Consider the following 20860-nt stretch of genomic DNA (forward strand, 5'->3'; position numbering starts at 1 on the left):
GGCGGATAGAGGTTGTCCTGGGGCCACGTATTGCCGTGGCGCCTGTAGCGAGAGAGGAACAACACTCGCTACAGGCGAAGCCTTCGTGACATGGCCTTGCCGCGCTTGCCTCAGAAGAGGAAATCCGCGGCCACGTCCAGATCGGTCTGCACCGTGTTCCACAATTCGACGGACAGCCCCGTGGCCGTGATCAGCAGGTGCTGGTCCGAAGAGCCGAAGGCGGTAAAGGTCAAATCCGTTTCCGCCAACCCGAAGGCCGTCAGGTCCAGGTGATCCGCGCCGGACTGGAAATCCAGCACCCGGTCGCGGCCACCGTCCACCTCGAACACGAAGACATCGCTGCCCGCGCCGCCGCGAAGCCGGTCGCCTCCTGTGCCGCCGGTCAAGACGTCGTCACCCGCGCCGCCGGCCAAAAGGTCGTTTCCACCGTCTCCGAACAGGCTGTCATGGCCATCCTCGCCATAGATCCTGTCATGGCCGCGCCCGCCATGCAACTCGTCGGCGCCGCCACCCGCGCGGATCGTGTCATGGCCGCCCGCTGCGCCCGCAAGGCTGCTGTCGCCATATACCACGTCGCCGCCCCAGCCCGCGTCGATGAGATCGTCACCCGTCATGCCGAGGATCGTATCCGCCCCGCCCAGGCCGGTGATGGTGTCGTCCATCGCGGTGCCCGTCAGCAATTCAGGGGCGGGCGTGCCCGTGATGTCGGTCGAGGGCGGCGGGGTCAGGATGCCCGTCGCCATCTCGTAGAGGCTGCCATCGTCGAAGGCGAGGAACTCCACCGCCTTCTTGGGCTCGTTGTAATGGTCCGCCACCTCGACCGTGCCCAGCGCATGGGAGATCACCAGCGTGTCGATCACACGCGACAGGGCGATGTCGGCAAAGGTGATACCCGGCGCGAACAGGATGGTATCGACCGATACGGCGGGGGCCGCGTTTTCCTCGATGATGTCGGTCGCGGCGAAACCGCCGACCACGTAGGTATCGTTGCCGACGCCCCCCTTCATCTGGTTCTCGCCGGCCCCGCCGACAAGCCTGTCGTTGCCCGCGCCGCCGTCGAGATTGTCGTCTCCGACCTCGCCCATCAGCAGGTCGTCGCCATCCTCGCCATGCAGCCGGTCGTCCAGCAATCCGCCTTTCAGCGTGTCGTTCCCGGCACCACCGTAAAGGTCGTCGTCGCCATCCTCACCCAGCAGCCTGTCGTTGCCATCGCCGCCGAGGATGCTGTCGGCATCCGCACCGCCATGCACCACGTCATCGCCCGCGCCCGCGTCGATCGTGTCGAGGTCGGTCACCAGCCCCGCAACCGAGGTCGGGCCACCGGTGATCGTGTCGTTCCCGTCGCCGCCGAGTATGACGTCGTTGCCGTCGCCGCCATCGATCCGGTCGTTCTCGGTCCCACCGTCCAGCGCGTCGTCTCCGTCGCCGCCCTCCAACGTGTCGCGCCCGCCCTCGCCATTCAGGCTGTCACCGCCGGCACCGCCGATCAGCCGGTCCGCGCCCCAGCCGCCATACATGCTGTCGGCACCGGCGCCGCCATCGGCGGTGTCGTTGCCGGAACCCGCAAGCACCGTGTCGTCGCCGCCCAGCGCGAGGATCGAATCGTCGCCACCGAAGCCGCGGAACAGTTCCGGCGCGGCCGTGCCCACCAGGTTGTCGGCCCGCGCGCTGCCGGTCAGGTCCGGCGCCACCGCCACCGTCACCCGCGCCGAGGCGAAGCGCGCCCCATCTGACACGACGTAGGTGAACGTGTCGTTGCCGACAAAGCCGAAGGCCGCGGTATAGGTCAGGGTGCCGTCCGCCTCGATCACCACGCTGCCATGCGCCGCCACGGAGACCGAGACCACGTTCAGCGGATCGTTCTCGACATCGACGTCGTTGGCCAGCACGTCGATGCTGACCGGACGGGTGGATTGCGTTGCGGCGCTGTCATTGGCCGCGACCGGCGCGGCGTTGGTGCTGTCGAGGATCAAGTCGTCCAGCGACAGGTCGGATGGAGTCATGCCCGCCAGGAACAGGCTCGACCCGTCCGAAAAGGAGATCCGCGTCCCGCCCGCGTCGGCCACCGCCGAAAGGGTGGCGGCGGCGGCTTCGGTCTTGTCCATGCTGGACAGGTCGATGCGGTCGATCCCGTCCTCGAAATCGGCGACCGTGTCATGCCCGTCGCCCGCGTTCACCACGAAGCGGTCGGCGCCCGTGCCGCCGCGCATCGTGTCGTCGCCCAGCCCGCCCGACAGAACGTCGTCATCGGCGCCGCCATCGAGGTCGTCGCGCCCAGAGCCGCCGCGCAGGTCGTCGCGGCCGTCGTCGCCGAAACAGTCGTCGTCTCCGTAGCCGCCGTCGATCAGGTCGTCGCCCAGATCGCCATGGGCGGTGTCGTCGCCCAGCCCGCAGAAGATGCCGTCATCCCCTTCGGAGCCATCGATCGAGTCGTTCCCGTCGGTGCCCGGATGCGTGATGATCCCGCAAGCCGAAGCCAGCGCCGTGCGCACCGCGTCGGAAAAGTTTGCGCTGTCCGATGTCAGCGTGACGACCGCGCCGAAGCCCAGCTGCGCCACAAGATCCTCGTAGGTGATGCGCATCTCGGGCGTCACCGAGAAAACCGGAAAGATGTTCGCTGCGACCAGCGCTGCGCGCAGCCCGTCGATGGTGGGATAATCCTCGCCCGTGCCGGGGGGCGTGCCATCCAGGATCGCGTCGAGATTGTTCGCCACGACCGAGGCGAAATCGCCCGCGACGTGATAGGTGCTGTCGGTGGACAGCATCACGACGCGGGTGGCATCCGCGCGATAGCCCAGTTCGGCGATCCGCAGCGCGGTCTGCAGCAGACCCTCAAGCTGCGCCTCGGGGGCGTCGGCGCCGCTGCGGTTCGACAGCGCGTTCATCGCCGCGATCACCGCAGCGTTGTCGGTGCTGACCGCCAGGTGGGTCTGGTAGACGTAATCGGTCGTACCGCCGAACCCGCCTGTCGGCTTGTCGATGAACGAGGCGACACCGAAATCCGCATCCGGGTTCGACCCCTCGATCGCCGCGATCAGGTTGGGGATCTGCGCCTTGAGGATCGGCAGGTCATCGGAAAAGGACCCGGAGAGGTCCTGGAGAAAGATCAGGTCGATCGGGCCGCAGACAGCCGATGCGGACATGGCGCACATCCTTTCGCAACAGGGCGTGGGTGTTCGCGCGCAGTGATCTTTGCCCTGCTGCGTGACTACCGTCGGGGACCGGCCCTTGCCATTGGCGAAAAGTTTATGCGGCATGCCGGGCGAAAGGTTTATGCCCCGCAGCGGCGGTCCCGCCTCCGGGGCGCGGCCTGTGCCGACCGCCCCGGACCCGGACGAACGCCTTGGATCAGCTCATGCCGAGGGCGGCCTTGTACATTTCCAGCACCGCCTCTTCCTCGGCGATGTCGTCCTTGTCGCGCTTGCGCAGGGCGATCACCTTCCGCATCACCTTGGTGTCATAGCCGCGTCCCTTGGCCTCGGCCATGACCTCCTTGATCTGCTCGCCGATTTCCTTCTTTTCCTCTTCCAGACGTTCCACGCGCTCGATGAACTGGCGCAGCTCGCCCGCCGCGATGCCATAGCTGTCCGAGGAATCCGTATCCTGCATGGGCCTCACTCCTGCCGATGATGAGGCCGCATCCCTACAGCCCGGCCCGGCACGCATCAAGCCCCTTGCGCCAGCGCGCCCGACGGTCCAAAAGCAGGCCGCACCAAGGCGGGGGCGCATGCGATGGACTGGCTGATCACTCTGGGCACGATCGTGTCGCTTGGCGGGCTTGCCGGCCTGGTCTGGTGCATCCTGCGCGTCTGGAAGGCACGACGCGCCGGGCTTGACGACGAAAGCCTGCGGGCCGAGGTGCGCAAGGTCGTGCCGATCAACATGGCGGCACTGTTCTGCTCGGTGATCGGGCTGATGATGGTGATCCTGGGGATATTCCTGGGCGGCTGAGGCCGGTCTCAGAGCCCGTCGAAGGTCTGGCCATTCTTGATCCGGTCGACCCAGGCGGGCAGCGGGCGCCAGAATTCCGCGTCGGGATGGTCGAGACGCTCCATCGCCTTTTCCACCGCAAACAGGCCGCGTGTTCCGACCGCGTGCATGATGCCCCCGGAAACCCGGGGCAGGCCCAGCGCGTGGACCGAAACCACGTCGATATCGGCGGCAGAGCGCGCCATGCCCGCCTCCAGCAGGCGCAGCCCCTCGTTGGCCAGCGCGCCCAGGACCAGCGACACGATCCGGTCGGCCGGCATCGCCTGGTGCGGGCGCATCCCGTCCAGCAGGCTGCGCAGCGCAGGATCCGGCGTCGGTCGGTCGCTATCGGGCCAGAGGTAGAAGCCGCGCTGCGACTCGCGCCCGTGGCGGCCGTATTGCAGCAGTTCAGACGACCAGTTGCGCGCCCCCTCGCCGCGCGGCGCCTCGGCAAAGGCCGCGAGGCCGAGGATATCGCGTTGCAGGAAAGGGCCCTGCCGCAGGCCAAAGGAGGTCAGGGCGGTGTCGATCTCGATGGGGTCGGCGCCGGCGTCAACCAGCCCGTCGACAGCCCGGTGCAGCGTCGCGGCCAGCCGTGCCGAGACGCAGCCGCCCCCGGTTCGCTGGGGCACCGCAAGGCGGCGCAGCCGCGCGGCCAGCGCGTGGGCGGCAGCGATCTCGGCCTCAGTCGCCTCGGGACCCTCAAGGATCTCGACGATGCGGCCGCTGCGCGGCGGCGTTGGAAAGCGCAGGCCCAGCCGGTCGACCGCGCCCGGCGCGACCCGGGCGGCGATGATGCCTTCCGGCAGGGCCTGATCGGCCTGCCCGGGCGTGGCCAGCAGAACGATTCCGGCGCCCGCGATCATGTCTTCGCGCGGCCCGCAGGTCAGCCGGCCCAGCAGGTCGGACGCGGCCTCGGGGCTGCGGCGCTGGCGGACCAGGTCGGCCAGCGCCGCCTGCGCCCGCGCCAGACGGTCGGCATCGGTCGCCCCCCATTGCACGGCCATCCCCGCCTCGAGCAGCATCAGCACCAGTTGCACGCCCAGCGCGCTGCCGCCCAGCACGGCGACCGGTCCGACCTCTGCGGCCGGGGCGACGGCCAGCGACCGCTCGGCGCGGTCAAGATGCCGCAAGGCTCGCGATTCCGGCCCGGCGGCGCATTCGGCAAAGGCCTCGGCCTCCATCGCCTGTCCCATCTCGAAGGGCACCAGCGGCGCGGCCTCGACCAGGTCGAGGACGCGCGATGCGGCCTCGGGCGCGGCCAGGGCAGGCGCGGTGCGGCGGGCCTGAATCGCCGCCTGGTAGGCTTGCATGTTATCGAAGCCGGCGCGGCTGTCGCGCAACCGGCGCGGACCGTCCAGCGCGCCGCAGAAGGCGATGGCGCTGTCCCGCAAGCTGTCCATTTCGGCAAGCCCGTCGATCAGCGGCGCCAGGCGCGGCTCCGCCACGGGCACCAGGCGCCCGCCCAGCAGCAGGCCCAGCGCAATCTCGGCGCCCAGTGCGCGTGGCAGGCGCTGCGTTGCACCGGCACCGGGCGGCAGGCCGAGGGCGATACCGCCAAACCCGATCCGCGCGCCAGCCGCGGCGAGGCAATGATGCGCGGCCAGCGCGAACTCTGCACCGCCGTCCAGGACATCGCCGCCAAAGGCCAGCACCACGGGCAGTTCGCAGAACTCGATCCGGTCGCAGAGGTCGCGCAGCGCGGGCTCGTCCTGCCCCAGAGCGGGGTCGTCCGGATCGGGGCGCAAGGCCACGTCACCGGGCGCGAGGATCAAGATCGCGGTGACGCCATCCTCTTCCTCGGCGCGGTCGATCGCCTCCATCAGGGCGGTCCGCGCGGGCGCGGACAGGGCGCAGGCCGCCGGTTGCAGCGTCAGGCAGGCGACACCCTGCTCTACCGCGAAGCCGATCCAGTCTTCCATCTGCCCGCCAAGTCCCTCGGGGCCGCGTCCGCGCCGCGTCATGCCGCCCGCGCCATTGCCCGTTTTCCGGGCAATCTGGAGGACGGCGCCCGCGTCAGGCAAGCGCCGACACTGTCTCTGCCGCCGAAAACAGCGGTTTTTCCGGCAAGCGATGCGGAAATGTCAAAGCGGGAGATTGTCGAACTGCGCCTCGATCTCTTCTTCTGCCTGCGCGTCGAGACGCGCGCGCACCTGCGGCGGCACGTCTTCGCCAGCCTCTTCGAGCCGTGACACGGCGCGGTCGAGATGCGCGAACAGCGCCTTGCGGGTGGCCGGGTCGGCATTGTCGATCTGGGCCAGGATCTCGTCGATCTTGCGTTTCAGTTCCAGCATGTCGCGATCCTCCTTCATGGGGTCTTGCCCGACGCGCAGTTGATGCACAGGGGCGCGTCGGGCACGGCTTCGAGCCGTGCCTGAGAGATTTCGCCGCCGCAGGACTGGCAGATGCCGTATTCGCCCTTCGCCATGCGCGCCAGCGCCGAGCGGATACGACCGATCTCGGCCAGGCCGCTTTCACCGAGGCGTTCCAGCACCTCCTCGCCCTCGCGCTCGATCGCCATGTCTTCCCAATCCTTGGAATGCGGCTGGTCGAGATCCTTGTCGATATCCTCAAGGCGGATACCCAGTTCGTGAAGACGTTCGATCAGACGCAGCTTCAAGGAATGGTGTGACATGCGATATCTCCCTGTATCATGGCAACGCTCGCATGCCGCGGCCCGCGCCGCCTTGACGCAGGTCAACCGGAACGGGGGACTTGATACGCATTCAATAAAGCGTATATGTTTGTCCAGAAACGGAAGGAACAGGACCATGAATCCCGAAGTCACAGCCTTTTTCGACGAAGCCACGAACACCATCAGCTATGTCGTGCGCGATCCGAACGGGTCGTCCTGCGCGATCATCGACAGCGTTCTGGACTTCGACTATTCCTCGGGCCGCACCGATACCAAGTCGGCGGACGAGATCATCGCCTTCGTCAAGGACAAGGGCTACTCGGTCGAATGGCTGCTGGAATCGCATGTCCACGCCGACCACCTCAGCGCCGCGCCCTACCTGCAGCAGCATCTTGGCGGCAAGATCGGCATCGGCGACCGCATCAAGATCGTGCAGGACACGTTCGGCAAGGTGTTCAACGAGGGCACCGAATTCCAGCGCGACGGCTCGCAGTTCGACAAGCTGTTCCAGGAAGGCGACAGCTTTCACATCGGCCAGCTGCGCGGTGACGTGCTGCACACGCCGGGCCACACCCCGGCCTGCCTGACCTATGTCATCGGCGATGCGGCCTTTGTCGGCGACACGCTGTTCATGCCGGATTTCGGCACGGCGCGCTGCGACTTCCCGGGCGGGTCGTCCGAGACGCTGTACGAGTCGGTGCAGAAGATCCTGACCCTGCCGGACGAGACCCGCATCTTTGTCGGCCACGACTACAAGGCGCCTGGCCGCGACGTCTATGCCTGGGAAACCACGGTGGGCGAGCAGAAGGCGAAGAACGTCCATGTGGGCGCCGGCAAGTCCAAGGATGAGTTCGTCAAGATGCGCGACACCCGCGACGCGACGCTGGCCATGCCCAAGCTGATCATCCCGTCGCTGCAGGTGAACATGCGTGCCGGCCAGATGCCGCCGGCGGACGAAAAGGGCGATGTCTTTCTCAAGGTGCCGGTCAACAAGCTCTGACCGGACCGATGGATCGGCGGCCGGGCCCCGGTTGGGGTGGGACCCGGCCGTGACACCCCGGGCGGACCGGGGTCACAACAGGACAAGGGAAACACCACTCATGGAACAGGACTGGATCTGGGGCCTGATCGGCGGTCTCGTCATAGGCACCGGCGGGGCGTTCTACCTGCTGGCCAATGGCCGGATCATGGGCGCCAGCGGCATCATCGGCGGGCTGATCGACGGCACGGGGCATGACACGAAATGGGAACGCATCGCGTTCCTCGTCGGGCTTGCGCTGCTGCCACTGCTATTGCTGCCGCTTTACGGCACGGTCGACACGCATGTGACCAGCAATGTCCCGGTGCTGATCGCGGCCGGGCTGCTGGTGGGCATCGGCACGCGGCTGGCCAATGGCTGCACCTCGGGGCATGGTGTCTGCGGCATGTCACGGCTGTCGCTGCGCGGCTTCGCGGCCACATTCGCCTATATCTTTGCCGGCGGCGTCGGCGTCATCATCTTCCGTCACCTGCTGGGAGTGATCTGAGATGCGCAACCTTTTCGCCTTCATCGCCGGCGGCCTGTTCGGCACCGGGCTGTTCATCTCGGGCATGACCGACACCACCAAGGTTCAGGGCTGGCTGGACGTTTTCGGCGCATGGGATCCGACGCTGGCCTTCGTCATGGGCGGCGCGATGATCCCGATGGTCATCGCCTGGCTGATCACGCGCCGGCGCACCGCGTCGCTGGTTGGCACGCCCTTTCCGCCGAAACCCTCAACGAAGATCGACAGCAAGCTGATCGTCGGTTCGCTGATGTTCGGCATGGGCTGGGGTCTGGCCGGGCTGTGCCCGGGTCCGTCCATCGCGGCGCTGTCCTATGGCGGCACGGGGCTTTACATTTTTGTCGCGGCGATGCTGACCGGCATGGCGGTGACGCCCATCCTGCGTGCCCGGCTGGACAGGGCGGTTCCGGCAGAGTAACGCTGCATCATGCGACCGATCACAGACACATACGCGGTTTCCCCGCAAATCTCCGCCGAGGACATGCCCGCCATCAAGGCGGCGGGCATCACCACGGTGATCTGCAACCGGCCCGATGCCGAGGTGCCGCCCAGCCACCAGGCGGCGGCGATCGGCGCGGCGGCCGAGGCAGAGGGGCTGGTCTTTCACGTCCTACCGATCACGCACCAGACGCTGACGCCCGAGAACGTGGCGCGGCAGAAGGCGCTGATCGAGGGCGCGGGCGGGCCGGTTCTGGCCTATTGCGCCTCCGGTACGCGCTCGACCATCGTCTGGGCACTGGGCCAGGCCGGCGAACGGCCGGCAGAGGAAATCATAGGTGCGGCGGCGCAAGCGGGCTACGACCTGAGCGGGCTGCGCGGCGCGCTCTGATGCTCAGAGCTTGCTGAAATCGAAATCCATGTCGGCGGCGAAGGCCTCTTCGCCGCCGATATCGTTTCCGGCACCACCTCCGGCCTCGGCGGCAAACGCATCCTCGCCGCCCAGTTCGGAATCAAACTCTCCCATGTCGAAGGCGACGGCATCGGCGGCGAAGTCGATGGCGGGTTCGGCCGCTGCGTCGATATCGTCCATGTCAGCCTGGTCGATCCCGAAATCGTCGCCGCCGTCGAAACCGGCATCGGAGCCGGCATCGAAACTGCGCGTCGCCGCCGGTTGCGGCAGGGCGGCCTGCGCCGCCCGCGCGGCACCCGGCGTGGCACCCGCCTGCGCGGCGGGCCACGTGATGCGGAGCGCGCGCATCCCATGCATCTGGCCCAGCCGGCCACGCGCCACGACCTCGCCCCGGGCCGAGCGCAACTCGGCCTCGGCGGCGGCGGGCGACGGCAGGGGCAGCAGGTCGCCGGGGCGCAGGCGCTCGGCCTGCGACAGCGGAATCACGAGTCGTGCCAGCGCGCAGTCGAGGCGGACCGGCACGCGCAGCATCGCGTCCTCGTGCGGTCCGGGGCGGCCTTGCTGCGCCTCGGCCTGGGCCTGTCTTTGCGGGCGGTCGGGCAGGATCAGCGTAACGACACCACGCCGCCGGCCCAGTGCCAGGTCCAATTCGACCCGGAAGGCGCGATAGGCGGGCGCGTCCAGCAGCAGGCCCACGCCACGCGCATCCTCCATCATCGCACCGAAGCGATACCCCTCGACCTGCAAGCGCAGCGGATTCTGGTCGAGATAGGCGGCGAACCGTTCCAGCGCGTTGTCGATCAGCGGCGCGACCATAGCCGCATCCGTGGGTGACAGCGGCCGATCCTCGACCGGCATCGTGGTGACCTGCTGGATGGTCTGCACCTCGACGAGACCGGTCAGCACCTGGCGGTCGATCTCGGCCAGGCCGATCGCGCCTTCAGGCCCGTCTAGCAGGACGATCAGCGTGTCCTGCCCCAGACCGCCCACGACGCCGTCCTGGTCGCGCATGTCGATCTGGACGGACTGGCCGACCAGCGCCAGGTCCCAGAGCACGTCCGCCGCGCGCGACAGCGCGCGCCGCAGCGCCTTGGCTGGCGACATGCCCCGTGCCTCGAAGGCACGTTGGGCCGCCTGTGCCTTGCGGCCCAAAACGTCCTGTCGCCCACCATCAGCCATGCATGGAATCGCCTGTCCCGAACCCGTTTCAAAGTCTTGCCTTCGGGTTATGGGGTGATTTGGTTAAGGGGGCCTTTAGCGCGGCGGGAAATCCTTGCCGCGAGAATTCACTGCGCCGCCAGTGCCAGGTCTGTCGGCAGCACCACGCGGAACGCCGCGCCGCCCTGCCCCGGCAGGTAGGAAATCGTCCCGCCCAGCCGCACCATGATCTGCCGCGAGATCGCCAGGCCCAGCCCTGCGCCACCGGCCTTCTGCTCGCCCACGCGCGAGAATTTCTCGAAGATCACGTCCTGCGCATCGGGAGCAACGCCGCTGCCATTGTCGATGAAGTCGATCACCACCCGGCCGACATCCCCGCGCACGCGAATCTCCAGCACCGGGTCGGGCGCGTCGCAGTATTTCCGCGCATTGGCGATCAGGTTGATGAAGACCTGGCTCAACCGGTCGATATCGGTGTAGAGCAACACCTCCTCATTGTCGCTGCGGCGGCGGATCGTCAGCGGCCCGGTCTCCTCGGCCGAGGCGGCGGCGGCGGCGCGGTCCAGCACGTCGGCTAGCATCCCATGCCGCAGGTTGAGGTTGACCTGCCCGTTTTCCAGCACCGACAGGTCCAGCAGGTCGTCCAGCAGGCGCGTCAGGCGCAGCGCCTCATCATGGATGATCGAGGCATAGCGGGTCTGGTCGGATGGTCGCATGTCGGCACTGTCGCGCAGGATCTCGGAAAAGGCCCGGATCGAAGTCATGGGCGTGCGCAACTCGTGGCTGATCTGGCTCAGGAAGGCGTCCTTCTGCACCGACAGACGGGTGAGCTTCTCGTTCGCCTCGCGCAGCTGGCGGGCGGTGCGGGTCAGTTCCTGGCTCTGGGCCTCCAGCCGGGCCGAATATTCCATCATCTGCGCGGTCTCGTCCGCCACCGCCATCAGGTCCTGCACGGACACGGCGGCACCGCCGACGATCTGGCCGACCATCGCATGGGCCGTGGCCGCGCCCACCGCGCCCGACAGGCGCTTTTCCAGCACCTCGAGAAAGTCCGGCGTGGGATCGGGCAGGCTGCCCGACAGGCCCTGGCGCTGCGCCTCGGTCAGGAACAGGTCCTGCGCCTCGCGCGCGCCGAGGATGCGCTGGGTCATCACCATCAGGTCCTCGGCCTGGGCGGCGCTGGACGACCAGCTGCGCGCGCCCCCCCCGACATGGTCGGTGGTGACGAACTGTGCCCCTTGAAGGCGCTCTAGCGGTTGCGGAAAGCTGAGCAGCGAGACCGAGATGAAGACGACCGCGTTCAGGCTGAGGCTCCACAGCACGGTATGCAGCAGCGCGTCCAGCCCCTCGATCCCGAACAGCGCCTGCGGTCGCAGCCACGCGATCCCCAGCGGCCCCTGGTCGAACAGGTTCACTGGCAGCAGGGTCCCTGCACCGAAACTGGGCAGGAACAGCGTGTACATCCAGATGACGAAGCCCACCGACAGGCCCGCCAGCGCCCCGGCCCGCGTTGCGCCACGCCAGAAGATGCCGCCCAGCATCGCCGGCAGAACCTGCGCGACGCCGGTAAAGCTGACCAGGCCGATGGCCGACAACGCAGCCCCGCCGCCCGAGACGCTGTAATAGAGATAGCCCAGCAGCAGAACGCCCGCGATGGACAGCCGCCGGGACCGCAACACCACCTTGCGCACGTCGCCGGAAAAGCTGGCTGTGCCCTCGCGCAGGCGCAGCCAGATCGGCATGACGATGTGGTTCGAGACCATGGTCGACAGCGCGATGGCCGCGACGATCACCATGGAGGTGGCCGAACTGAACCCGCCGAGGAAGGACAGCACCGCCAGCCCCTCCTGCCCCGAAGCCAGCGGCAGGGTCAGCACGAACAGGTCGGGATTGGCGCCAGCGGGCAGGATCTCGAGCCCCGCCACCGCGATCGGCACGATGAACAGGCTCATCAACATGAGGTAAAGCGGAAAGGCCCAGGAGGCCATGCGCAGTTGCGCATCGCTGTCGTTCTCGACCACCATGACCTGGAACATGCGCGGCAGGCACAGGAAGGCCGCTGCCGACAGGAAGGTCAGCCCGGCCCAGCGCCCGCCGGAGACCTGCCATTCGCCCAGGGCCGAGGCGTCGATCCGCGCCAGCGTCTCGGTCACGCCGCCCATCAGCCCCCAGACGACGAAGATCCCCACCGCAAGCAGCGCGGCCAGCTTGACGATGGCCTCGACCGCGATGGCGGTGACGACACCATGGTGACGCTCGTTGGCGTCAAGATTGCGGGTGCCGAAGATCACCGTGAACACCGCCAGGCCCGCCGCCACCCAGAAGGCCGTCATCGTCTGGCTGTCCGCCACGACCGGCGCGGCCGGGTCGGCGTGGCGGAAGGCATCGACCGACAGAACCACCGATTGCAACTGAAGCGCGATATAGGGCGTTGCGGCGATCACCGACAGGACGGTGACGCCGACACCCAGCAGGTTCGACTTGCCATAGCGGGACGAGATCAGGTCGGCGACCGAGGTGATGCGCTGGCTGCGGCCGATCCGCACCAGGCGGCGCAGGATCCAGAACCAGCCGATCAGCACCAGCGAGGGGCCGAGGTAGATGGTCAGGTATTCGAAGCCGCCGCGCACCGCCGTGCCCACCGCGCCGTAGAAGGTCCAGGCCGTGCAGTAGATCGACAGCGACAAGGTGTAGATGACCGGCGCCCGCAGCCAGGCACCGCGGCCGCGCCGCGCCGCACGCTCGGCGAAGAAGGCGACGGCAAAGAGGAATAGCACGTAGGCGACCGAGATGACCGCCAGCGCCTGCATCGCGATCACGGTTCGTCATCCTCGTCGGCCAGCGGGTCTGGCACGGCGGCGCCGCGGTCGGTCGCGTTCATCGCCGAGACCAGCGCCCCCGCCACGATCACCAGACCCGCCCAGACCGTGAACAGGAAGACCAGCGCGCCGCTGGCCGAGACCGCCTCGGTGTTGAGCGGCCAGAGCAGCGGCACCATCCACAGCAGCAGCCCCAGCACCGGCAGGGCGCGGGCCGCGTCGCGCAGGCGCCGGCGGCGATAGGTCTCGCGGGCGACGAACAGCGGCCGCGCGCGCCGGGCCGGGCCCTCGGCACTCATGTCGGGATCAGCGCCCGCACGGCGTCGAGCACCTCGGAATTGCTGAAGGGCTTGGTCATGAAACGGCTTACGCCCGCGCGCTCCGCCAGTTCGCGGTCGCGCGACTGGCCGCGCGCGGTCAGCATCAGCACCGGCACCGCCGAGGTGGCCGGATCGTCGCGCAGGTCGCGCAGGATGTCATAGCCCGAGCGGCCCGGCAACATCACGTCGAGGATCACGACGTCGGGCGCCTTCGCGCGCACCACGTCTACGGCGTCGACGCCGTTGGAATGCGTGTCGACCCGCCAGCCATCCCGCGACAGGATGAAACTGATCGCCTCTATGATGTTGGGCTCGTCCTCGATCACCAGAACATGTCCGGCCATCCGCCCCCTCCCTATCGTGCCGGACCGGGCGCCTGCGCGCTCCTGATCTTCCCACCGGCCCTCGGACATTACGGACAAAAATCCGGTCCGTCAAAAGGCAGATGCATCAATCGATGCCGGCCACGACCGAAGGCTCGCGGCGCACCGGGCAGGCCTTGCGCGGGCAGATGCGGCAGGTGACGCCCACGGGCTGCACCTCTTGCGGGCGCTGGTCACGCGGCAAGGCGCGCAGCAGCATGTGCGCGTCGTATTGCGGGTCGGCGTTCACGGCGATCGGGCCGCGCGGCACGGCCAACGCCTCGGCCCGGACCCCTTCGCCGGGGCGGCCGGCCTGGGCGATGGCCTGCGCGATGATGACCATCGGGCGGTTCAGCGCGCGGTAGAGCGGCCAGAGCGGACAGGCCGCCCCGATCCGGGGCAGCGCGAATTCCGGCAGCGGCTTGCGATAGCTGAGCACGCCCGAGGGGTCGCAGATCACCAGGCCCACGGGCTCTGGCAGAAGATCCTCTGGCAGCGCCGCAAGACGGCGCATGACCAGCGCCGGATCGGTCCCCAGCGCCTGCGCCAGTGCCGCCGGATCGGGGCCCAGACGGGTGACGGCATCGGCCAGCCGATCGGCGGGCAGCGCCGCGGCATCCGCGGCATAGCGGTTGAGGAACTGCCGCAGCAGGCTGCGCCCTGCGGTGGACAGGCCCTGCCCGATCCGGTCCAGCGCCTGCGCGACCGAACCGCCCTGTTCCAGGTCGGGGACATGATGGCCCTCGGCCTCGAGCGCATTGTCCATTTCCTCCTGCGGCGTGCCGGTCTCGGTCACCGTCTCTCCGTCGGCCTCGAGAAAGGTGACCAGGGCGCGGCTTGTTTCGGCCAGCCGGCCGCTGTCCTCGAAGATGTTGCGCAGAAAACGTTTCTGCCATTCCGGCTCGACCTCGCCGGGTTCCGTAAGGATCGTCGCGGTCGAGCGGATGGCGGTCACGGTCGACAGCATCTCGTGCAGCGAGGCCGCCAGGTGCGGGTCATGCGTCAGGCGGTCGTTCAGGGTCTCGACCATGCGCTCCAGCGCGGCGATCCGCGTCCGGCCGTCGGCCAGCAACTGTGCCCAGCCCGGAAAACGTCCGGCAAATTCGTCGACGCGGTCCAGTTCGGCCGCCGCCTGCGGCACCGCGATCGCCGCCTCGCGCAGCGTCGCGATCATCGCCGCGCCCGCCCCCTCGGTCAGGGCCGAGGGTTCGACGCCCAGGATCTCGGCGATGTCGACCAGCAGCTTGCCACCGATTCTGCGGCGGTTGTGCTCGATCAGGTTGAGGTAGGAGGCCGAGATCCCCGCCTGCCGTGCTAGGTCGGCCTGCTTCATGCGCCGCGCGACGCGCCTTTCGCGAATCCGCGAGCCGGTGAGTGTGTCCTGGGCCATGACGCTTTCTTATTCCGAATCAACGCGTTTCTGCGGCGCAACATAAAACTGTTTACAGAATACCACCGTGCACTTTTCAGATATTTACAAAAAAAGCGTTTGATGAAAAGAGTTTGTTGCCAGCTTTTCCATTTCCCTGCGATAGTGCCTTTGCATCCAAGATGCACGTCGCGCGGCCTGGAGACCCGCGCGTCGTTCCATGAAATGGGAGGATTACATGTCCAAGACCAACGTGACACGCCGCGGCGTGCTCAAGTCCGGTGCGGTCGCCGGTGCGGGCGTCGCGCTGCCGACGATCTTCACCGCATCGTCCGCCAGCGCCTATACCAACGAACCGACCGGCGACACCGTGACGCTGGGCTTCAACGTTCCGCAGACCGGCCCCTATGCCGACGAGGGCGCAGACGAACTGCGCGCCTTCGAACTGGCGGTCGAGCATCTGAACGGCACCGGCGCCGACAACGGCATGCTGGAAACGTTCAAGTACGCCGACGGCTCGGGCACCGTGCTGAAAGGCAACGGCATCCTCGGCAAGAAGGTCCAGTTCGTCAGCGGCGACACGCAGACCAAGTCGGACGCCGCCCGCGCATCGGCCAAGTCGATGATCGAGAAGGACGGCGCGATCATGATCACCGGCGGCTCGTCCTCGGGCGTGGCCGTGGCCGTGCAGGCGCTCTGCCAGGAAGCCGGCGTGATCTTCATGGCGGGCCTGACCCATGCCAACGACACCACGGGCAAGGACAAGCGGGCCAACGGCTTCCGCCACTTCTTCAACTCGTACATGTCCGGCGCGGCCCTCGCTCCGGTTCTTGCCAAAGCCTATGGCGGCGACCGCAAGGCCTATCACCTGACCGCCGACTACAACTGGGGCTACACGACCGAGGAAGCGATCCGCGCCTCGACCGAAGCCATGGGCTGGGAAACCGTCGCAGCGGTCAAGACCCCGCTTACCCAGACCGACTTCTCGTCCTACATCGCGCCGGTCCTGAACTCGGGCGCAGACGTGCTGGTGCTCAACCACTACGGCGGGAACATGGTGAACTCGCTCACCAACGCCGTGCAGTTCGGCCTGCGCGCTGCCGAAGCCAACGGCAAGAAGTTCGAGATCGTCGTCCCGCTGTATTCCGAGCTGATGGCGCGCGGCGCCGGCTCGAACATCGCCGGCATCCTCGGCTCGCAGAACTGGGACTGGAAACTCGAGAACATCCTGGGCTCGCGCTATTCCGGCACCAACGCCTTCGTGCAGTCCTTCGGCACCAAGTACGGCTTCCCGCCGTCGCAGGCAGCTCACACCTGCTACGTGCAGACGCTGCTGTATGCGGATGCCGTCGAGCGCGCCGGCTCGTTCGAGCCCTGCGCAGTCGTCGCGGCACTGGAAGGCTTCGAGTTCGACGGCCTGGGCAATGGTCCGACGCTGTATCGCGCCGATGACCACCAGTGCTTCAAGGACGTCGTCGTGGTGCGCGGCAAGGAGAACCCCGAGAACGAGTTCGACCTCGTCGAAATCGTCGAGGTCACCCCGGTCGAGCAGGTCACCTATGCGCCCGACCACCCGCAGTTCGCGGGCGGCGCGCTGGGCAGCTGCAACAACGGCGCCTGATCGCCGAAGGGTGGGCCGCAAGGCCCACCCTTTTCGCCGTCGCAGCGGCCCCCAAGGGGCGGCCGACGGGCAATTTTCACTTCGCAACAGGGTGGGATCATGGACGCACTAATCCTCCAAATCCTGAACGGGCTCGACAAGGGCTCGGCCTATGCGCTGATCGCGCTGGGACTGACACTGATTTTCGGCACGCTGGGCGTGGTGAACTTCGCCCATGGGGCGCTGTTCATGATCGGCGCCTTCTGCGCGGTCACGCTCAACAAGATCCTGACCCTGTCGCACACCGTCGTCGACGAGACGCGAAAGAACTTCCTCGGTCAGCCGATGGAACTCCAGGTGCCTTACGTCTACGACCTGTTCGGTGAGGACATGGGCAACACGATCATCGACTGGTCGGTGCCGATGGCCATCCTCTTCGCCATCCCGGTGATGGTCCTGGTCGGCGTGGTGATGGAACGCGGTCTGATCAAGTACTTCTACAAGCGTCCCCATGCCGACCAGATCCTTGTGACCTTCGGCCTGGCCATCGTGCTTCAGGAAGTCATCAAGTATTTCTACGGCGCGAACCCGATCCCGACGCCCGCCCCCTCGGCCTTTACCGGCTCGTTCGATTTCGGCGCGCTGATCGGCTTCGACGCGAACACGATCATCTATCCCTACTGGCGCCTCGTCTACTTTGCCTTCGCCGCCATGATCATCGGCGCGGTCTTTGCCTTCCTGCAATTCACCACCTTCGGGATGGTGGTCCGTGCCGGCATGGCCGACCGTGAGACCGTGGGCCTGCTGGGGATCAACATCGACAAGCGTTTCACCATCATGTTCGGCCTCGCGGCCGCGGTAGCCGGCCTTGCGGGGGTGATGTATGTCCCGATCAACCCACCGAACTATCACATGGGGATGGATTTCCTCGTGCTGTCCTTCGTCGTGGTCGTGGTCGGCGGCATGGGATCGCTGCCGGGCGCCGTCCTGGCCGGGTTCCTGCTGGGCATCCTCGAAAGCTTCGCCTCGATGAAGGAGGTGATCGACATCATCCCCGGCATCAACCAGATCATCATCTACCTGGTGGCGATCATCATCCTGCTGACCCGTCCGAGGGGCCTCATGGGCCGCAAGGGCGTGATGGAGTCCTAAGCCATGCTCGGTCTCGAAAAGAAAGACTTCACCCTCCTGCTGATCGTCTTCGCACTGACGATGCTGGCGCCCTTCCTGCTGAACCCCTTCCCCGAGGGCAGCGCCATGGCGCAGTTCAACGCGGGCTACCCGGACCTGATGCAGCGTTTCGTGATCTTCGGCATCTTCGCCATCGGCTTCAACATCCTGTTCGGCCTGACCGGATACCTCTCCTTCGGTCACGCCGCCTTCCTGGGTGTCGGGTCCTACGCGGCGGTCTGGATGTTCAAGCTGCTCAGCATGAACGTGCTTCCGGCGATCTTCCTCGCGGTGGTCATGTCCGGGCTCTTCGCCCTGCTGATCGGCTTCATCTCGCTGCGGCGGTCCGGCATCTACTTCTCGATCCTGACGCTGGCCTTCGCGCAGATGATGTTCGCCCTCGCCTATTCGGTTCTGACGCCGATCACCGGCGGCGAGACCGGCCTGCAACTGGCGCTGAACGACCCGCGCATCCTGGGCACCAGCGCAACCGCGACCGGCAACATCCCGGTCCCCAGCCTGTTTGGCCTGGAGATGCGCACCACCGCCGACCTCGACCTCGGCGCATGGGGCTTCACCTTCAACGTGGGTTACTACTTTTGCGCACTGGTGATGCTGGTCGCCTTCTACCTGTCGATCCGCATCTTCCGCTCGCCCTTCGGGATGATGCTGCGCGCGATCAAGTCGAACCAGCAACGGCTGAACTACACCGGCCTGAACCCCAAACCCTACACGCTGGCGGCCTTCGTCATCTCGGGCATGTATGCCGGCCTCGCCGGGGCGCTCATGGCCTCGATGGACCCGCTGGCTGGCGCCGAACGGATGTTCTGGACGGCCTCGGGCGAGGTGGTGCTGATGACCATCCTGGGAGGCGTTGGCACGCTGATCGGCCCTGTCCTGGGCGCCGGTGCGATCAAGTACATGGAAAACATCATCTCCAAGATCAACTCGGACATCCTGCACACCTGGTTCGCCTTCCTTCCGGACGGGCTAGAGGATTTCGTGGTCGCGATGATCTATCCCTTCATCGGCAAGGGCTGGCACCTGACGCTCGGCATCATCTTCATGCTGGTCGTGATCTTCCTTCCCGGCGGCCTGGTCGAAGGCGGTCAGCGGATCGCCCGCGCCCTGCGCGGCCGCAAGACCACCGACGACAGCGGCAAGTCCGCCAAGACCGAACCCGCAGAGTGAGGAGAGGCAAAGATGGGCATTCTTGAAGTCAAGGACGTCAACAAGCGCTTCGGCGGCCTCAAGGCGCTGAGCGAGGTCAACCTGAGCGTGAAGGAAAACACCTGCCACGCCATCATCGGACCCAACGGCGCGGGCAAGTCTACGCTGCTGAACTGCCTCGTCGGCAAACTGATCCCCGATACCGGCTCGGTCATGTTCGACGGACAGTCCGTGCTGGGCCGCACCCCGCACGAGATCAACCAGATGGGCATTTCCCGCGTGTTCCAGACGCCCGAGATCTTCGGCGACCTGACCGTGATGGAAAACATGATGATCCCGCTCTTCGCCAAGCGCGACGGGGCCTTCCGGATGCATGCCTATGAATCGGTCAGCGCCGAACGCGCGCTGATCGAAGAGGCCGAGGCGATGCTGGCCGACGTCAAGATGCTGGACAAGCGCAACATGCACTCGGCATCGATGTCGCGCGGCGACAAGCGGCGGCTGGAAATGGCCATGTGCCTGATCCAGAAGCCGAAACTTCTGCTGCTGGACGAGCCGACCGCCGGCATGGCGCGCGCCGACACCAACAACACGATCGACCTGCTGAAGGAGATCAAGTCGAAGCGCGACATCACCATCGCCATCATCGAGCATGACATGCACGTGGTGTTCAGCCTGGCCGACCGGATCACCGTGCTGGCCCAGGGCACGCCGCTGGTCGAGGACACGCCCGAGAAGATCAAGGGCCATCCGAAGGTGCAGGAAGCCTATCTGGGCGAAGCGCACTAAGCCTTACGCGAAACGCGCCCCGGCCCAGCGCCGGGGCCTCCACCGTTGAGGTCCCGGCTCAGACCCGGGACAGGAGGACACCAAGATGAACGTTCGTCCGGATTTCTCGAAGAACGCCAACATGGCCGAAACGGCCCCGGCCTTCCTGTCCGTGTGGGACATGCATTCCTACTACGGCGAAAGCTATATCGTGCAGGGCATCAGCTTCAACGTGCACGAGGGCGAGATCCTGGCCCTGCTGGGCCGCAACGGCGCCGGCAAGACCACGACGCTGCGCTCGATCGCGCGGCTGGACAACCCGCAGGTCCAGAAGGGCGAGATCTGGCTGGATCACCAGCCGCTGCACAAGATGAAATCCTACGAGGCCGCCGTTGCCGGTCTGGGCCTGGTGCCAGAGGATCGCCGCATCATTGCCGGACTGACGGTCGAGGAGAACCTGCAACTGGCGCAGATCGCACCGCCCGTGGGCTGGTCGCTGGAGCGCCTGTATGAGCTTTTCCCCCGCCTTGGCGAACGCCGCAAGCAGGAGGGCGTGACGCTTTCGGGCGGCGAACAGCAAATGCTGGCCATCGCCCGGGCTCTGGCGCGCGACATCAAGCTTCTGCTTCTGGACGAACCCTACGAGGGCCTCGCGCCCGTCATCGTGGACGAGATCGAAAAGACCCTGCGCCACATCAAGGAACAGGGCATGACCACGATCATCGTCGAGCAGAACGCCGTGCGCGCGCTGCAACTGGCGGATCGCGCGGTGATCCTCGACACCGGCTCCATCGTCTTTGACGGCAGCGCCGCCGAGGTTCTTGAAAACGAATCGCTGCGCGCCGAGTATCTCGCCATCTGATCCCTCGCCCGGCCTCCTCCGACCTTTTGTCGTCTTGCATCGGGGGCCGGGCCATCGTTCCCTGCCCCCCAAGACGAAGGAGGAGCACTCATGTCACAAACCTACGCACCCTCGCCCGACCTGGTGAAAAACGCCCACATTGACGCGGCGAAATACGATGCGCTTTATGCGCGGTCGATCTCTGACCCCGAGGGGTTCTGGGCCGAACAGGCTCAGCGGCTGGACTGGATCAAGGCGCCGACGAAGATCAAGGACGTCGATTTC

21 protein-coding genes are annotated in these 20860 nt (G+C 66.9%); 11 read left to right on the plus strand and 10 right to left on the minus strand.

Going from position 1 to position 20860, the window contains the following annotated elements; genetic code table 11:
* Nucleotides 1–110: 110 nt before the first annotated feature.
* Together KB874_RS21840 and KB874_RS21845 are read right to left on the minus strand one after the other, a co-directional pair.
* Entirely contained in the window at nt 111–3143 is a 3033-nt protein-coding gene (locus tag KB874_RS21840; protein WP_212538685.1) for an Ig-like domain-containing protein, read from the minus strand.
* A 205-nt stretch (nt 3144–3348) separates the two neighbouring features.
* Nucleotides 3349–3609, minus strand: coding sequence for a DUF2312 domain-containing protein (locus KB874_RS21845; protein WP_212538686.1), 261 nt, complete (start codon nt 3607–3609; stop codon nt 3349–3351).
* Between the two features lie 123 nt (nt 3610–3732).
* Here KB874_RS21845 and KB874_RS21850 point away from each other — a divergent pair, with 123 nt between their 5' ends.
* Nucleotides 3733–3951, plus strand: coding sequence for a hypothetical protein (locus KB874_RS21850; RefSeq protein ID WP_212538687.1), 219 nt, complete (start codon nt 3733–3735; stop codon nt 3949–3951).
* 8 nt (nt 3952–3959) lie between these two features.
* On the opposite strand, the gene KB874_RS21855 is transcribed toward KB874_RS21850, so the two are convergent.
* The 3 genes from KB874_RS21855 to KB874_RS21865 all read right to left on the minus strand — a co-directional run bounded on the left by KB874_RS21855 (nt 3960) and on the right by KB874_RS21865 (nt 6604).
* Nucleotides 3960–5933 carry an enoyl-CoA hydratase/isomerase family protein gene (locus KB874_RS21855; RefSeq protein WP_212538688.1) on the minus strand — a complete coding sequence of 658 codons (1974 nt, stop codon included), beginning with the start codon at nt 5931–5933 and terminating at the stop codon, nt 3960–3962.
* 120 nt (nt 5934–6053) lie between these two features.
* Nucleotides 6054–6281, minus strand: a complete 228-nt coding sequence (locus KB874_RS21860; protein ID WP_212538689.1) for a hypothetical protein — start codon at nt 6279–6281, stop codon at nt 6054–6056.
* Complete coding sequence (locus KB874_RS21865; RefSeq protein ID WP_212538690.1) at nt 6278–6604, minus strand: TraR/DksA family transcriptional regulator; 327 nt, start codon at nt 6602–6604, stop codon at nt 6278–6280. The genes KB874_RS21860 and KB874_RS21865 overlap by 4 nt, the downstream gene beginning before the upstream one ends.
* Nucleotides 6605–6740: 136 nt before the next feature.
* Here KB874_RS21865 and KB874_RS21870 point away from each other — a divergent pair, with 136 nt between their 5' ends.
* From KB874_RS21870 to KB874_RS21885, 4 genes are all read left to right on the plus strand, one after another.
* Nucleotides 6741–7604: an MBL fold metallo-hydrolase gene (locus KB874_RS21870; protein ID WP_212538691.1), complete on the plus strand. Its 864-nt coding sequence runs from the start codon at nt 6741–6743 to the stop codon at nt 7602–7604.
* A gap of 100 nt (nt 7605–7704) precedes the next feature.
* Nucleotides 7705–8130, plus strand: a complete 426-nt coding sequence (locus tag KB874_RS21875; protein WP_212538692.1) for a YeeE/YedE family protein — start codon at nt 7705–7707, stop codon at nt 8128–8130.
* Between the two features lies 1 nt (nt 8131).
* The gene (locus KB874_RS21880; protein ID WP_212538693.1) at nt 8132–8566 is read left to right on the plus strand and encodes a DUF6691 family protein; all 435 of its coding nucleotides are present in this window, start codon (nt 8132–8134) and stop codon (nt 8564–8566) included.
* 9 nt (nt 8567–8575) lie between these two features.
* Complete coding sequence (locus tag KB874_RS21885) at nt 8576–8977, plus strand: protein tyrosine phosphatase family protein (RefSeq protein ID WP_212538694.1); 402 nt, start codon at nt 8576–8578, stop codon at nt 8975–8977.
* A 3-nt stretch (nt 8978–8980) separates the two neighbouring features.
* Here KB874_RS21885 and KB874_RS21890 read toward each other — a convergent pair whose 3' ends face one another.
* The 5 genes from KB874_RS21890 to KB874_RS21910 all read right to left on the minus strand — a co-directional run bounded on the left by KB874_RS21890 (nt 8981) and on the right by KB874_RS21910 (nt 15047).
* Complete coding sequence (locus KB874_RS21890) at nt 8981–10177, minus strand: FliM/FliN family flagellar motor switch protein (RefSeq protein ID WP_249200736.1); 1197 nt, start codon at nt 10175–10177, stop codon at nt 8981–8983.
* Between the two features lie 107 nt (nt 10178–10284).
* Complete coding sequence (locus KB874_RS21895; RefSeq protein WP_212538710.1) at nt 10285–12966, minus strand: ATP-binding protein; 2682 nt, start codon at nt 12964–12966, stop codon at nt 10285–10287.
* A 5-nt stretch (nt 12967–12971) separates the two neighbouring features.
* The gene (locus KB874_RS21900; RefSeq protein WP_212538695.1) at nt 12972–13274 is read right to left on the minus strand and encodes a hypothetical protein; all 303 of its coding nucleotides are present in this window, start codon (nt 13272–13274) and stop codon (nt 12972–12974) included.
* Complete coding sequence (locus KB874_RS21905) at nt 13271–13639, minus strand: response regulator transcription factor (protein WP_212538696.1); 369 nt, start codon at nt 13637–13639, stop codon at nt 13271–13273. Before KB874_RS21905 ends, KB874_RS21900 begins: the two co-directional genes overlap by 4 nt.
* 106 nt (nt 13640–13745) lie before the next feature.
* Nucleotides 13746–15047 (minus strand): short-chain fatty acyl-CoA regulator family protein, encoded by a 1302-nt coding sequence (locus KB874_RS21910; RefSeq protein ID WP_212538697.1) that lies wholly within the window; start codon nt 15045–15047, stop codon nt 13746–13748.
* A gap of 217 nt (nt 15048–15264) precedes the next feature.
* On the opposite strand from KB874_RS21910, the gene KB874_RS21915 reads away from it, so the two are divergent.
* The 6 genes from KB874_RS21915 to KB874_RS21940 all read left to right on the plus strand — a co-directional run.
* Nucleotides 15265–16647, plus strand: coding sequence for a substrate-binding protein (locus KB874_RS21915; RefSeq protein WP_212538698.1), 1383 nt, complete (start codon nt 15265–15267; stop codon nt 16645–16647).
* A gap of 99 nt (nt 16648–16746) precedes the next feature.
* Nucleotides 16747–17778, plus strand: coding sequence for a branched-chain amino acid ABC transporter permease (locus KB874_RS21920; protein ID WP_212538699.1), 1032 nt, complete (start codon nt 16747–16749; stop codon nt 17776–17778).
* A 3-nt stretch (nt 17779–17781) separates the two neighbouring features.
* A complete protein-coding gene (locus KB874_RS21925; protein WP_212538700.1) occupies nt 17782–18987 on the plus strand; it encodes a branched-chain amino acid ABC transporter permease in 1206 nt (401 codons plus the stop codon).
* A gap of 12 nt (nt 18988–18999) precedes the next feature.
* The gene (locus KB874_RS21930) at nt 19000–19755 is read left to right on the plus strand and encodes an ABC transporter ATP-binding protein (protein WP_212538701.1); all 756 of its coding nucleotides are present in this window, start codon (nt 19000–19002) and stop codon (nt 19753–19755) included.
* Nucleotides 19756–19840: 85 nt separating this feature from the next.
* The gene (locus tag KB874_RS21935; RefSeq protein ID WP_212538702.1) at nt 19841–20596 is read left to right on the plus strand and encodes an ABC transporter ATP-binding protein; all 756 of its coding nucleotides are present in this window, start codon (nt 19841–19843) and stop codon (nt 20594–20596) included.
* A 90-nt stretch (nt 20597–20686) separates the two neighbouring features.
* The coding region (locus KB874_RS21940; protein WP_212538711.1) for an acetyl-coenzyme A synthetase N-terminal domain-containing protein at nt 20687–20860 on the plus strand (174 nt) is incomplete at its 3' end.

The sequence above is a fragment of the Thetidibacter halocola genome, from assembly GCF_018224955.1.
In the GTDB taxonomy this organism is placed as follows: domain Bacteria; phylum Pseudomonadota; class Alphaproteobacteria; order Rhodobacterales; family Rhodobacteraceae; genus Thetidibacter; species Thetidibacter halocola.

What these genes read in the sequence shown, in the direction of transcription:
- KB874_RS21925 (WP_212538700.1), top strand. Translation starts at nt 17,782, where the DNA reads ATGCTCGGTCTCGAAAAGAAAGACTTCACCCTCCTGCTGATCGTCTTC.
- KB874_RS21855 (WP_212538688.1), bottom strand. Translation starts at nt 5,933, where the DNA reads ATGACGCGGCGCGGACGCGGCCCCGAGGGACTTGGCGGGCAGATGGAA.
- KB874_RS21910 (WP_212538697.1), bottom strand. Translation starts at nt 15,047, where the DNA reads ATGGCCCAGGACACACTCACCGGCTCGCGGATTCGCGAAAGGCGCGTC.
- KB874_RS21840 (WP_212538685.1), bottom strand. Translation starts at nt 3,143, where the DNA reads ATGTCCGCATCGGCTGTCTGCGGCCCGATCGACCTGATCTTTCTCCAG.
- KB874_RS21885 (WP_212538694.1), top strand. Translation starts at nt 8,576, where the DNA reads ATGCGACCGATCACAGACACATACGCGGTTTCCCCGCAAATCTCCGCC.
- KB874_RS21845 (WP_212538686.1), bottom strand. Translation starts at nt 3,609, where the DNA reads ATGCAGGATACGGATTCCTCGGACAGCTATGGCATCGCGGCGGGCGAG.
- KB874_RS21870 (WP_212538691.1), top strand. Translation starts at nt 6,741, where the DNA reads ATGAATCCCGAAGTCACAGCCTTTTTCGACGAAGCCACGAACACCATC.
- KB874_RS21905 (WP_212538696.1), bottom strand. Translation starts at nt 13,639, where the DNA reads ATGGCCGGACATGTTCTGGTGATCGAGGACGAGCCCAACATCATAGAG.
- KB874_RS21860 (WP_212538689.1), bottom strand. Translation starts at nt 6,281, where the DNA reads ATGAAGGAGGATCGCGACATGCTGGAACTGAAACGCAAGATCGACGAG.
- KB874_RS21915 (WP_212538698.1), top strand. Translation starts at nt 15,265, where the DNA reads ATGTCCAAGACCAACGTGACACGCCGCGGCGTGCTCAAGTCCGGTGCG.
- KB874_RS21935 (WP_212538702.1), top strand. Translation starts at nt 19,841, where the DNA reads ATGAACGTTCGTCCGGATTTCTCGAAGAACGCCAACATGGCCGAAACG.
- KB874_RS21880 (WP_212538693.1), top strand. Translation starts at nt 8,132, where the DNA reads ATGCGCAACCTTTTCGCCTTCATCGCCGGCGGCCTGTTCGGCACCGGG.
- KB874_RS21920 (WP_212538699.1), top strand. Translation starts at nt 16,747, where the DNA reads ATGGACGCACTAATCCTCCAAATCCTGAACGGGCTCGACAAGGGCTCG.
- KB874_RS21895 (WP_212538710.1), bottom strand. Translation starts at nt 12,966, where the DNA reads ATGCAGGCGCTGGCGGTCATCTCGGTCGCCTACGTGCTATTCCTCTTT.
- KB874_RS21930 (WP_212538701.1), top strand. Translation starts at nt 19,000, where the DNA reads ATGGGCATTCTTGAAGTCAAGGACGTCAACAAGCGCTTCGGCGGCCTC.
- KB874_RS21875 (WP_212538692.1), top strand. Translation starts at nt 7,705, where the DNA reads ATGGAACAGGACTGGATCTGGGGCCTGATCGGCGGTCTCGTCATAGGC.
- KB874_RS21865 (WP_212538690.1), bottom strand. Translation starts at nt 6,604, where the DNA reads ATGTCACACCATTCCTTGAAGCTGCGTCTGATCGAACGTCTTCACGAA.
- KB874_RS21890 (WP_249200736.1), bottom strand. Translation starts at nt 10,177, where the DNA reads ATGGCTGATGGTGGGCGACAGGACGTTTTGGGCCGCAAGGCACAGGCG.
- KB874_RS21850 (WP_212538687.1), top strand. Translation starts at nt 3,733, where the DNA reads ATGGACTGGCTGATCACTCTGGGCACGATCGTGTCGCTTGGCGGGCTT.
- KB874_RS21900 (WP_212538695.1), bottom strand. Translation starts at nt 13,274, where the DNA reads ATGAGTGCCGAGGGCCCGGCCCGGCGCGCGCGGCCGCTGTTCGTCGCC.